The sequence below is a fragment of the Micromonospora sp. DH13 genome (assembly GCF_020873825.1).
GTDB classification, from domain to species: Bacteria; Actinomycetota; Actinomycetes; order Mycobacteriales; family Micromonosporaceae; genus Micromonospora; species Micromonospora haikouensis.
This window is the reverse complement of the sequence record NZ_JAHWGR010000008.1, coordinates 201553-213718: the sequence shown is the minus strand read 5'-3', so window position 1 is coordinate 213718 and position 12166 is coordinate 201553. Positions and strand designations below refer to the sequence as shown.

General features: G+C 74.7%; 12 protein-coding genes. 10 read left to right on the top strand and 2 right to left on the bottom strand.

Annotation, left to right across the window (positions count from 1 at the left end):
* The first annotated feature begins 3 nt into the window (after nt 1-3).
* On the top strand, nt 4-792 hold the full coding sequence (locus tag LPA42_RS11095; RefSeq protein ID WP_077937610.1) for an ABC transporter permease: 789 nt from the start codon (nt 4-6) through the stop codon (nt 790-792).
* Nucleotides 793-842: 50 nt separating this feature from the next.
* Here the strand turns inward: LPA42_RS11095 and LPA42_RS11090 are convergent, their stop codons facing one another.
* Both LPA42_RS11090 and LPA42_RS11085 read right to left on the bottom strand, forming a co-directional pair.
* The gene (locus tag LPA42_RS11090) at nt 843-1424 is read right to left on the bottom strand and encodes an AAA family ATPase (RefSeq protein WP_198956553.1); all 582 of its coding nucleotides are present in this window, start codon (nt 1422-1424) and stop codon (nt 843-845) included.
* Nucleotides 1411-2253 (bottom strand): nucleotidyltransferase domain-containing protein, encoded by an 843-nt coding sequence (locus tag LPA42_RS11085; protein WP_158229424.1) that lies wholly within the window; start codon nt 2251-2253, stop codon nt 1411-1413. The genes LPA42_RS11090 and LPA42_RS11085 overlap by 14 nt, the downstream gene beginning before the upstream one ends.
* A gap of 285 nt (nt 2254-2538) precedes the next feature.
* Here LPA42_RS11085 and LPA42_RS11080 point away from each other — a divergent pair, with 285 nt between their 5' ends.
* The 9 genes from LPA42_RS11080 (at nt 2539) to LPA42_RS11040 (ending at nt 12124) form a co-directional block, all read left to right on the top strand.
* The gene (locus tag LPA42_RS11080; RefSeq protein ID WP_228986526.1) at nt 2539-3456 is read left to right on the top strand and encodes an FkbM family methyltransferase; all 918 of its coding nucleotides are present in this window, start codon (nt 2539-2541) and stop codon (nt 3454-3456) included.
* A complete protein-coding gene (locus LPA42_RS11075) occupies nt 3449-5194 on the top strand; it encodes an amidohydrolase family protein (protein WP_077937608.1) in 1746 nt (581 codons plus the stop codon). The genes LPA42_RS11080 and LPA42_RS11075 overlap by 8 nt, the downstream gene beginning before the upstream one ends.
* Entirely contained in the window at nt 5191-6207 is a 1017-nt protein-coding gene (locus tag LPA42_RS11070) for a Gfo/Idh/MocA family protein (RefSeq protein WP_198956552.1), read from the top strand. The genes LPA42_RS11075 and LPA42_RS11070 overlap by 4 nt, the downstream gene beginning before the upstream one ends.
* 108 nt (nt 6208-6315) lie before the next feature.
* Nucleotides 6316-7305, top strand: a complete 990-nt coding sequence (locus tag LPA42_RS11065; RefSeq protein WP_077937607.1) for an NAD-dependent epimerase/dehydratase family protein — start codon at nt 6316-6318, stop codon at nt 7303-7305.
* Nucleotides 7302-8051: an HAD family hydrolase gene (locus LPA42_RS11060; protein WP_077937606.1), complete on the top strand. Its 750-nt coding sequence runs from the start codon at nt 7302-7304 to the stop codon at nt 8049-8051. The genes LPA42_RS11065 and LPA42_RS11060 overlap by 4 nt, the downstream gene beginning before the upstream one ends.
* Nucleotides 8048-9193, top strand: a complete 1146-nt coding sequence (locus tag LPA42_RS11055; protein ID WP_077937605.1) for a hypothetical protein — start codon at nt 8048-8050, stop codon at nt 9191-9193. Before LPA42_RS11060 ends, LPA42_RS11055 begins: the two co-directional genes overlap by 4 nt.
* Nucleotides 9190-9924, top strand: a complete 735-nt coding sequence (locus LPA42_RS11050; protein WP_077937604.1) for an SDR family NAD(P)-dependent oxidoreductase — start codon at nt 9190-9192, stop codon at nt 9922-9924. Before LPA42_RS11055 ends, LPA42_RS11050 begins: the two co-directional genes overlap by 4 nt.
* On the top strand, nt 9921-10865 hold the full coding sequence (locus LPA42_RS11045; protein WP_077937603.1) for an ACP S-malonyltransferase: 945 nt from the start codon (nt 9921-9923) through the stop codon (nt 10863-10865). The genes LPA42_RS11050 and LPA42_RS11045 overlap by 4 nt, the downstream gene beginning before the upstream one ends.
* A complete protein-coding gene (locus tag LPA42_RS11040) occupies nt 10862-12124 on the top strand; it encodes a glycosyltransferase (RefSeq protein ID WP_077937602.1) in 1263 nt (420 codons plus the stop codon). The genes LPA42_RS11045 and LPA42_RS11040 overlap by 4 nt, the downstream gene beginning before the upstream one ends.
* Nucleotides 12125-12166 lie beyond the last annotated feature (42 nt).

The window sequence follows — 12166 nt, the reverse complement described above, 5'->3', positions numbered from 1 at the left end:
CCGGTGCACACCCTGCGCGTCTACCGGCGCTGCCTCGGCGCGCACCTGCGGGCCACCCTGGAATACCAGGCCGACTTCTGGATCCTGGTGGTCGCCGCCGTGCTGACCCAGGGCGCCGGCCTGCTGCTCATCGCGACGATCTTCGCCCGGGTCCCCCGCATCCACGGCTGGGGGGTGTGGGAGGTCGTGTTGATCTTCGGGATGATGGTGCTCGCCCAGGGTGCCAGCGAGCTGCTCGCCGAGGGCACGTGGGGGCTGGCGGGGCTGATCAACCGCGGCGAGCTGGACCGGATGCTGCTGCGGCCGTACCCGTGCCTGTTGCAGGTGTGCAGCAGCCGGGTCGGCATGAACGCGTTCGGCAACCTGACCGTCGGCGGCGGGCTGCTCGGCACCGCGCTGGCGCACCTGGACGTGGCGTGGACGCCGGGGCGGGTGGCGCTCGCGGCGGTGCTGCTGCCGAGCGCGCTGCTGATCAAGGTGTCGCTGACGGTGGTGGCGAACTCCACGTCGTTCTGGCTGCGGGGGGCGATCAACACCTTCGCCGCCGGCCTGGACCAGCTCGGTGAGCTGACGAAGTATCCGCTGAGCATCTACTCGGTGGGGTTGCAGGCCGTGCTGGCGACCGCCCTGCCGTTCGCGTTCATCGGCTTCTTCCCGGTGTCGGCGTTCCTCGACCACGGGCGGCTGGCGTGGGTGGGCCTGCTGACGCCCCTGGTGGCGGCCTGGTGCGTGCTGCTCGCCGTCGCCGTGTTCCGCCGGGGGCTGCGCCGCTACGACAGCGCCGGGAACTGAGCCGGCCCGAGCCGACCAGCCGGCCCCGGGAGGGCCGCCGCCCGCCCGCCTCAGCCGACCGACGCCCGGGGGCCGTCGAACGCGTCGAGGGTGAGGGTGGCCTCGCCGGCCCGCGCGCGGATGGCCGCGACGGTCTCGTCGACCGTCAGGTCGCCGTTGTCCAGCCAGAGGCCGACGCCAGCCAGCTCACCGGCCATCTCGTCGGCCAGGTGCAGCCAGCCGTGCAGGACCGTCTTGTGCGGGCGGCGCTCGTCGCGTACCGCCGCGACGGCCAGGTCGGGACGGAGCATCACGAAGCCCAGCGGCGCGGGGTGCAGCAGCTCCAGGTAGTGCCGCAGCCGCTGCCGGGACGTCACCACGTAGTCGAGGGCGACCAGGAAGTCGGCGGCGAGGAAGGAGCGCGCCAGCAGGCACTGGTTGCGGACGTTGAGCAGGATCTGCCGCTCGGCCTCCTCGTCGTGCTGCGGCTGCGGCGGCCGGCTGCCGGCGACGATGAGCCGTTGCAGCGCGTCGCCCTCGACGTGCACGCCCCGGGGCACGGAGCGGGCCAGCGCGCGGGCGGTCGTCGACTTGCCGGCCCCCGGCACCCCGGTGACCATCCAGACCCGGGGCCCGGCGTCACCCCCCGGCACCGGCCATGACCTCCTCGCGCACGTCGCGCAGCAGTCGCAGGGCGCGGGTCAGGTCGCCCGGGTCGGCGGACAGGGCGGCGAGCGCCGCCTCGACGCCGCCGCGGAACCCGGCCGGGGTGGTCGGGAAGGTCGCCGCCTCCGCCACCGCACCCTTCTCGTTGACGAGGTAGCGGCCGGCGGTGGCGAAGAGCACCTGGGTGAGGCAGGCGACGGCCCGGTAGGCGCAGCCGGTGACGTACGCGACGTCGCCCCGGCCGGCGGCGGTGACCGCCGTGTCGAGGGCGAACTGCGACTCCCAGCCGAACTGCCCGACGAGCGCCTTCGCCAGCGGCTCGGGGTAGGGGTCGGTGAGCGAGCGCAGCTGCGCGAGCACGCCCTGCGGGTCGTGGAACGCGACGTTGTGGTGCAGCTCCCCGGCGTAGATGACGGTGCAGAACCCGTGCGGGTGGCCGGGCTGGTAGTGGATCTCGGGCCGCCCGGCGGCGCACGCCCGCACGACGGCGCGGACGCGGTCGACCTCCCGCAGCAGGACGTCGGTCTTCACCCCGTCGACGACGAGCCAGCCGCCGCCGTTGATCCACGGCCCCCACTCGCCGTAGTCGGTGCACCCGGCGTCGCCGCTGTCGTCGATGCGGGCGAACGCGGCGCTCAGCTCCCGGACGTCGGGCCGGCCGTCACGGTGGTAGTAGACCCCGACGTCCACGTCGGACCTGCGGTCGGCGGTGCCCCTCGCGCGCGATCCGCCGAGGGCGAGGCCCGCAATGCCGGGCAGCCCCGAGAGCGCGTCACGGATCTTGGCGAGGATCGCGTCCTGTTCGGCGTCACCCACGGGCCGCCACCCTTTCTGTACCGTCACCGGCCGCGTGTCAACGTAGCACATCCCGGGCCCGCGCCGGGCCGCCCTCAGGGGCCGGCAATAGGGGTTTCCAGCCGTTCTCGACGTGTCGTATAAGGGCGTCGCATCGGCACTGGGAAATCAATTCTGGACCGGTCGAAGACATTGACGTACGCTGCGGTCTGACGACACGGTGGCGCCGCCATGGCATCGAGCGCCATCGACGGCCACGACCGAACTACGAACCATTGCGGGGGCTCTCATGATTCGGCCTTTGCCGTGACGGATGCGCAACGCCGGGCACTCGCCGAGAAACTGCGCCGCCGGGCGGCGACGGCCGGGCGGCCGGTGCGGTCCTTCCTGCGCCGGCCGTACCCCACCGTCTTCCCGTCCACGGCGCGGCTGCGCCGCTGGCGGCACCGCGGCCACGCCCGGCTCGCCCACGGCCGCACGTTCTGGGGCGACCGGCTGCGGGTGCGGCTGCCCGACGAGATCTCCATCGCGATCCGTCGGCACGGCTTCATCGAGTACGAGCTGAGCGCCTTCCTGCTGCGCCACCTGCGCACCGGGGCGACCTTCCTCGACGTCGGCGCCCACCTCGGCTACTTCACGGTGCTGGCGGCGCGCTGCGTCGGCGAGTCCGGCCGGGTCGTGTCGTTCGAGCCCACCCCCGCGACGTACGCGCTGCTGGCGCAGAACGTGGCCGGCCTCGGCAACGTCACGGCGGTGCCGGCGGCGGTCTGGTCGTCGCCGGGGACGCTTTCGCTCACCGACCACGGCGTCGGCTACAGCCCCTACAACTCGGCCTACCGCTCCCGGCTGCCGGCGGCGGTGCGGCAGCGGGTGGCCACCACCGTGCACGAGGTCGCCGCGGTCACCCTCGACGAGTTCGTCGCGGCGCGGGCGCTGACGCCCGACGTGGTGAAGATCGACGCCGAGAGCGCCGAGAAGAACGTCCTGGAGGGCATGGGCCGCCTGCTGGGCACGGTGCGCCCGGTCGTCTCGCTGGAGGTCGGCGACCTCGACGTGCCGGGCGCGCCGCGCAGCGCCGAACTCGTCGAGTTCATGGTCGGCCACGACTACCGGGCCTACGAGCTGTCCGACGGAATACCGCGACCGCATCGACCGAGGTCATCGTATGAATACGACAACCTCGTCTTCGTCGCCGCCGAGAAAGGACACCTGTTCGATGTATGACGTCGTCGTTCGGTCCGGCACGGTCGTGGACGGCACCGGGGACGCCGCCCGGACCGGTGACGTCGCCATTTCCGACGGCCGGATCGTGGCGGTCGGCAGGGTTTCCGGCCGGGGCCGGCGCGAGATCGACGCGGACGGGTGCATCGTCACTCCCGGATTCGTCGACATCCATACGCACTTCGACGGCCAGGTGACCTGGGACCCGTTGTTGACGCCGTCCTGCTGGCACGGCGTGACCACGGTGGTGATGGGCAACTGCGGCGTCGGTTTCGCCCCGGTGACCGAGCCCAACCGGGAGTGGCTGATCGGGCTGATGGAGGGCGTCGAGGACATTCCCGGCGCGTCGCTGTCCGAGGGCATCCGGTGGGCGTGGGAGAGCTTCCCGGAATACCTGGAGGCGGTCGCCGGCCTGTCCCGGGTGATGGACGTCGGCGCCCAGGTGCCGCACGGCGCCGTCCGGGCGTACGTGATGGGCGAGCGGGGCGCCGCCAACGAGCCGGCCACGCCGGAGGACATCGCCGCGATGACGGCCATCGTCCGGGAGGCGATGCACGCCGGGGCGCTCGGGTTCTCCACCTCCCGCACGACCACCCACCTGGCGATCAGCGGCGAGCCGGTGCCCGGCACGTTCGCGGCCGAGGACGAGCTGTTCGCCCTCGGCGGGGTGCTCGGCGAGCTGGGCACCGGCGTGTTCCAGCTGGTGCCCGCCGGGGCCGGCGGCGAGCCGATGGAGGACCAGTTCCGCGAGGTCAAGTGGATGCGGCGGCTCTCGGCGCAGGTGGGCCGGCCGATCACGTTCGGCCTGTTCCAGAACGACCACGAGCCGCACCTGTGGCGGGAGATCGTCGACATGGCGCGCCGGGCCAACGAGACCGAGGGCGCGCAGCTGTACCCGCAGATCGCCGGGCGGCCGTTCAGCGTCATCGTGGGCCTGGAGAGCACCCACCCCTTCAAGCGCCGCCCCACCTACCAGGAGCAGCTGGCGCACCTGCCGCTGGCCGAGCGGGTGACCCGGATGCGCGACCCCGAGATCCGGCGACGGATCCTGGCCGAGGCCCCGGCCAGCGTCAACCCCCGGGCGCACCTCTTCCCCGAGGACTACGAGAAGTACTTCCCGTTCGGCCGGCAGCCCGACTACGAACCCGGGCGCGAGGACAGCGTCGCCGCCATCGCGGCCCGCGCCGGCCGCGACTGCGAGGAGGTCATGTACGACCTGCTCGTCGCCGGGGACGGCACGCAGACCTTCCTGCGTCCGCTGCTCGGCTACAGCGAGTTCAGCCTCGACCCGATCCACCAGATGCTCCGCGAACCGCACTGCGTGGTCGGGCTCAGCGACGCCGGCGCGCACTGCCGGCTGATCTGCGACGCGAGCACCCCGACGTCGCAGCTGACCCACTGGGCCCGGGACCGCTCACGCGGCGAACGGCTCGGGCTGGAGTTCGTCGTACACAAGCAGACCTGGCAGACGGCCGCCCTGTACGGGCTGCGCGACCGGGGGCTGCTGCGGCCCGGGTTCAAGGCCGACGTCAACGTCATCGACTTCGACAACCTCGCGCTGCGGCCCCCGCAGTTCGTGCACGACCTGCCGGCCGGCGGCGGGCGGCTGATCCAGCGGGCCGACGGGTACCGGGCCACGCTGGTCTCCGGCGAGGTGACGTTCGTCGACGGCGAGCACACCGGCGCGCGCCCCGGCCGGCTGATCCGGGGCGCCCGCGACACCGCCGGGGCGCGGCCGTGAGCCGGGCGCGGCGGCTGCGGGTGGGCCTCGTCGGGTGCGGCCAGATCGGCCGCATGTACGCCGAGCACCTGGCGGCGTCCGGCGACGTGGCGCTGACCTGCCACGACACGCGCGCCGGGCAGGCCGCGGCGCTGGCGGCGCAGGTCGACGGCGAGGCGTGCGACGACGTCGAGCGGCTCCTCGACGGCGCGGAGGCGGTGGTGGTGACCTCCTCGACGGAGAGCCACGACGCGCTGGTCGCGCTGGCGCTGGAACGCAAGCTGCCCACCTTCTGCGAGAAGCCCCTGACGCTGGACCTGCACCGGACCCGGGAGCTGGGCCTCGCCGCCGACCACGGCGGCACCCCGCTGTGGATCGGCTTCCAACGCCACTTCGACGCCGGGTTCAGCGCACTGCACGACCGGATCGCCGACGGCGACATCGGCACCGTCTACACGGTGCGGATGTTCTCCCACGACGCCGCCTGGCCGCCGCTGGAGCGCCTCGCCGCCTCCGGCAGCATCTTCCGCGACCTGATGCTGCACGACTTCGACATGGTGCGGTGGCTCACCGGCCGGGAGGTCAGCGGTGTCGCCGCGATCGGGGACGTGCTGGCCGTGCCCGAGCTGGTCGAGCTGCACGACTACGACGCGGTGGCGGCGACGCTGGGCGTCGAGGGCGGCGGGGTCGCCGTGCTCACGGCGGGGCGGCACAGCCCGCTCGGCTACGACGTCCGCATCGAGGTGCTCGGCTCGCGGGACTGCCTGACCGTGGGGCTCGACGACCGGACCCCGATGCGGCAGGTCACCGAGCACGGCCCCGACCGGCGCCCCCGCCACCGCGACTACCGCGACCGCTTCGCCGCCGCGTACCGCGCCCAGATCGACGCGTTCCTCGCCGCCGCGCGGGGCGGCGAGCCCGACCCCCGGGCGGGCACCTGGCGCGACTCGTACGCGGCGCTGGCGCTGGCCATGGCGGCGGAGCGGTCCGTGCGTACCCGGTCCTTCGAACCGCCGGTCGAGGCGACGCCGTAACGCGCGGCCTGCCGTGACGCGGCCCGGGGAGCGCACCGACGCACCGACCCGTCGGGCGGGGCGCACCGGCCCCGGCGACGTACCGCCACCTGACTGAAGGGTTGTCCCATGACCAGACGCGCACTCGTCACCGGAGCCGGCGGCTTCATCGGCGGCCACCTGGTGACGTACCTCCAGGCCCAGGGCTGGTGGGTCCGCGGCGCCGACCTGCGGCTGCCGGAGTTCCGCGCCACGACCGCCGACGACTTCGTCGTGGGCGACCTGCGCGACCCGGAGGTCTGCCGGCGGGCGTGCGACGGCGTCACCGAGGTGTACGCCCTCGCGGCGGACATGGGCGGCATGGGCTTCATCTCGAAGGACCCGGCGACGATCCTGCGCAACAACGCGCTGATCAACCTGCACACCGTCGAGGCGGCCCGGCTGGCCGGCGCGCAGCGCTACTTCCTCGCCTCGTCCGCCTGCATCTACCCCGAGTACGCGCAGACCACGCCGGACGTGCGGCCGCTGCGCGAGGACGACGCGTTCCCCGCCGGCCCGCAGGACTCCTACGGGTGGGAGAAGCTGATGGCGGAGCGGCTCTGCGTGTACTACGCCGAGCAGTACGGCCTGGACGTCCGCATCGCCCGCTACCACAACGTGTACGGCCCCTACGGCACCTGGGACGGGGGGCGGGAGAAGGCCCCCGCCGCGCTGTGCCGCAAGGTCGCCGAGGCGCCCCCCGGCGGCGAGGTGGAGATCTGGGGCGACGGCCGGCAGACCCGCTCGTTCTGCTACGTCGACGACTGCGTCGAGGGCACCTACCGGCTGATGCGCAGCGACCACGCCGAGCCGGTGAACATCGGCTCCGACCGCCTGGTGACCATCGACGAGCTGGCCGCCCTGGTGATGACGGCGGCCGGCCGCGACGACCTGCGCCTGCGGCACGTCGCCGGCCCGCAGGGGGTGCGCGGGCGCAACTCCGACAACACGCTGGTGCGCCAGGTGCTGGGCTGGACCCCCGACATCCCCCTCGAGGAGGGCCTCGCCGTCACGTACCGGTGGATCGCCGGTGAGGTCGCGGCCGCGCGGGGCGCCGCGGCGCACGCGACGCCGGCATGACGTCCCCCGGTTTCGTCCTGTTCGACCTCGACGGCACGCTCATCCGGCCCGGCGCGCCGGTGCAGCGCCTCCACATGTCCACGATGGCCGCCGCCATCGCCGACGTCTGCGGCACCGCCGAGGAGTTCCGCTACGAGGGCGGCCAGCTCTTCTACGCCGACATCGACCTGGCGGGCTTCACCGACGCCGGCACGGTGCACGCGGCGCTGCGCCACCACGGCGTCCCCGCCGGCCGGCTCCCCCGGCTCACCCGGCAGGTCATGGACGCGCTCGCCGCGCGCATCGGCGGGTCCGCGGCCGACGGGGACGCGGGCGCCGGCGACCTGCTCCCCGGCTGCCGGGCGTTGCTGGAGGCGCTGCGCGGCCACGGCTGCCCGCTGGGCATGAGCACCGGCAACGCCCGGTCGGTGGCCCGGTGGAAGATGCGCCGCACCGGCCTGGCGGACCTGCTGCGCGACGGCGGCTTCGGCGACGCCGCCCGCGACCGCGACGACGTGGTGGCCGCCGGGGTGGCCGCGCTGGGCGGCCACGGGCCCGGCGTGGTGGTCGGCGACACCGCCAAGGACGTCACGGCGGCGCACGCGTCGGGCCTGCGCTGCCTCGCCGTCACCACCGGGGCCACGCCGGCCGACGAGCTGCGCGCGGCGGGCGCGGACGCGGTCGTGGCGGACCTCGGCGGCAGCGCCGCCCTCGACGCGGTGCTGCGGCTGCTCACCCCCGTTGCATCCACAGAAGGAGTCCGATGAGCGAGACACTGCCCCGCGTCGACGTCGTGATGACGACCATCGGCGACGGCGAGGCGTTCCTGTCGGCGTACCGGACGCTGCTCGGCGCGGCCGACGCGTACCGGCGGGTGCGGATCGTCGTCATCCCCGACCGCAAGACGCCCGCCGCCCTGTTCGACAACGTCGAGCGGGCCCGCCGCGACGGCCTGCACGTCGTCTGCCCCACCGTCGCCGAGCAGGACGCCCTCCTGGCCGACCTGGGCGCCCCCACCCTCGTGCCGTACGACTCCGACAACCGGCGCAACGTCGGCTACCTGCTGTCCTGGCAGTCCGACGCCGACTTCCTCGTCTCCGTCGACGACGACAACTTCCCCATCGACGGCGACTTCCTCACCGCCCACGCGATCGTGGCCGCCGGCCCCCGGCCGGCGCGGGTCGTCACCGCCGCCTCCGGCTGGTGGAACCCGTGCGGGCAGCTCACCGTCGCACCGATGCCGGTCTACCCGCGCGGCTTCCCGTACGCGCACCGCAACCCCACCCCGACCGCCGAGCGCACCGAGACGGTCGACGTGCGGATCAACGCCGGACTGTGGCTGGGCGACCCCGACGTCGACGCGATCACCCGCATCGCCGTGCGGCCCGAGGTGACCGCCATGCCCGGGCCGGCCCTGGTCTGCGACACCGACACCTGGGCGCCGGTCAACTCGCAGAACACGGCCGTGCACCGCGACGCCATCCCCGCCTACTACTTCCCGCGCATGGGCTACCGCCACCACGGCCAGGAGATCGACCGGTACGCCGACATCTTCAGCGGCTACTTCGTGCAGGCGTGCGCGAAGCGGCTCGGGCACGCCGTGCGGTTCGGCGACCCGCTGGCCCAACACACCCGCAACGAGCACCTGCTGCTGCGGGACCTGCAACAGGAGCTCACCGCGATCGCGGTCCTGGAGGACGTGCTCGGCTGGCTGCACGACGCCAAGCTCGACGGCGACACCTACGCCGAGGCGTACGTGTCGCTGTCGTACCAGCTCCAAGACGCCGTCGAGGCGATGACCGGTCGGGTGTGGACCCACGAGCTGCGCGGCTTCGTCCACCAGATGGCCCACCTGATGCGGCAGTGGGTCGGCGTGCTCCAGCGCTGCCACGGCGGAACGCCGGCATGACCCGACGCACCGTCCTCGTCACCGGCGCGACCGGGGCGATCGGGCAGGCGGTGGCGCACGCGCTGGCCGGACCGGACGTGTCGCTGGTGCTGCACTACCACCGCGACGCCGCCGCCGCCGAGCGCCTCGCGGCCGAGTTGACGCCGCACACGGCCGGCGTCGCCACCGTACGGGCCGACGTCGGCACCGACGCGGGGGTCGCGGCCGTGCTGTCGGCGGCGCGCCGGGTCGGGCCGGTGGACGTGCTGGTCAGCAACGCGGCGGTGCTCCGCCCGGCCCCGGTGGCGCGGGTGCGCGCCGACGACTGGTCGGCCACCCTCGCGGTCAACCTGACCGCCGCGATGCTGCTCATCCGGGGCGTGCTGCCCGACATGACCGGCCGGGGACACGGCCGGATCGTGGTCACCACGTCCGTGGCGGGGCTGCGCGGCTGGCCGTTCCAGGCGGCGTACGCCAGCGCGAAGGCGGGGCTGGTGGGGCTGGTCAAGTCGGTGGCCCGGGAGACCGCCCGGTTCGGGGTCACCGCCAACGCGGTCGCACCGGGCTACGTGCCGTCGGCGATGAGCGCGCAGGGCGGCGACCCGGCCCGCGCGGCGATCCTGGCGCAGACGCCGATGGGCCGGGCCGGCACGCCCGCCGAGGTGGCCGCCGCCATCGCGTTCCTCGCCTCCCCCGGGGCCTCCTACGTCACCGGGCAGGTCCTCGCCGTCGACGGGGGGATGAGCGCGTGACGGCCCCCCGGTACGCGCTGCTCTTCCCCGGCCAGGGCGCACAGTTCCCCGGCATGGCCCAGCGCTTCCACGACGCCTCCCCCGCCGTGCGGGACCTGTTCGACCTGGCGGAGTCCCGCACCGGCCTGCCGCTGCGCGAGATCTGCTTCCGCACCGAGCGCACCGACCAGGCGCGGACGGACTGGAACCAGCCGGCGGTCTTCCTCGCCGGCCTCTCCGGCTGGTACGCCCTGGTCGAAGAGGCGGCGCGGCGCGGCGCGGAACACCCGCCGGTGTGCGTGGCCGGGCACAGCCTCGGCCACTTCACCGCCCTCGCGGCGGCCGGGGCGTTGTCCGCGACCGACGCGCTGGACCTGGTGGCCCGGCGCGGCGAGCTGATGCACCGGGCCAGCCTGGCCGCCGACGGCGCGATGGCGACCCTCATCGGGCTGTCCGAGCCGGCCGTCGCCGACCTGGTCCGCGCGGCCGGGGACAACGCCGTCTCGGTGGCGGCGGTGAACGGCCCCGACCAGGTGGTCGTCTCCGGCGCGGGCCCGGCCGTCGCCGCCGTCTCGCAGCGGGCCGTGGCGGCGGGCGCGGAACGGGTGGTGCCCCTCGCCATCGCCCTCGCCGCGCACTCGCCCCTGATGGCCCCGGCCGACGCGGGGTTCGCCCCGCTGGTGGCCGACGCCGACCTGCGGGAGCCCTGCGTCCCGGTGGTGCTGAACACGACCGGGCGGGCCAGCCGCGACGTCGCGGAGATCCGGGCCGACCTGCACCGGCACATGCTGGCCCCGGTGCGCTGGTGGCAGTGCCTGGCCACCGCCCGGGACGCGGGCGCCGACCTGCTGGTCGACGCGGGGCCCGGCCGCACGCTGAGCAAGGTGCTGCGCCGGGACCTGCCGGCCGACGCCGTGCACTCCCTCGACCATCCCCGTGGACTGGAGGCACTGCTCCCATGACCCGCAAGGTCCTCTTCTGCCCCTGGTCGGCCGGCGGCGGCGCCGGGTACACCGGCCGGGCGCTCGCCGCCGCCGCGCGGCTGCACGGGCGCTTCGAGTGCGCCTTCGGCCCGTCCGGGGTGCCCCGGATGGTCGCCGAGGGCGGCTACCGGATGATCGGGGAACCGGCGCCGGACGGCGCGCCGAAGCGGGTGCCGGCGTTCCTGCCGTTCGCCAACGTGGAACGCGTCTACGCGGTGACCGCGCGCTACTACCGCCGGTCGGTGCTGGCCGAGCACCTGCGGCGGGACCTGGCCGCCATCGACGAGTACCGGCCCGACGTCGTGGTCACCGACATGCAGCCCACGGCGGTGCTCGCCGCCCGGCTGCGGGGCCTGCCGCTGGTGTCCATCGCCGACACCGACTTCCTCAGCCCCGATCCGCTGGCGTGGATGCCGTGGAGCGCCGCCGACCCGACGACGCTGCTGCCGCACCCGAGCGCCCTGGACGCCCTCGACGCCGTCGCCACCGAACACGGGCTCGACCCGGTCGGCAGCATCCCCGAGCTGCTGTGGGGCGACCTGACGGTGGTGCCGAGCGCGCCGGAGGTGGAGCCGCCGCCGCCCGCCCCGCCCGGCCGGTCGGGGCCGGCGTACGTCGGCCCGCTGTACTGGGATCCGCCCGGCGCGCCGTACGTGCCGCGCGCCGCCGCCGGCACCCGCCGGGTGTACGTCTCCATCGGCAGCGGCGGGATGGTGGCCGACACGGCGCTGCGGGAGGTGCTGGCCGCGTGCGACCGGCCCGACCTGTCGGTGTTCCTGTCGGCCGGGTTCGCGGCCCGCGAGTGGCTGCACCGCTACCCGAACGTGGAGCTGGGCGGGTTCACGGGCATCACCGGGCCGATCGGCTGGGCGGACCTGGTGGTCAACCACGGCGGCTACTCCACGATGCTCGCCGGCCTGCTGCACGGCAAGCCGCAGGTGGTCCTGCCGTTCATGAGCGAGCAGGAGGCCAACGGCCGGCAGTTCCTCGCCGACCACGGCGCGGGCCTGGTGGCGCGGACCACCGAGGTCGAGCCCGACGGCCGGATCCGGTACGTCAACCGGCACTCGGGGGCCACCGACGATCCGGTCGTGCCGGCGGCCGACCTGGCGGCCACGATCGCAGAGGCGCTCGACGACGCCACGCTGGCGCAGCGGGCCGGCTACGCCCGCGACAGCCTCGCCCGGCTGCGCGCCGAGTCCGACCTCGCGGAGTCGTTCGCGGCGCTGCTGCGCTGAGCGGCGCGTGTCCCACCACGGCACGCCGCCGGTGCCCGACGC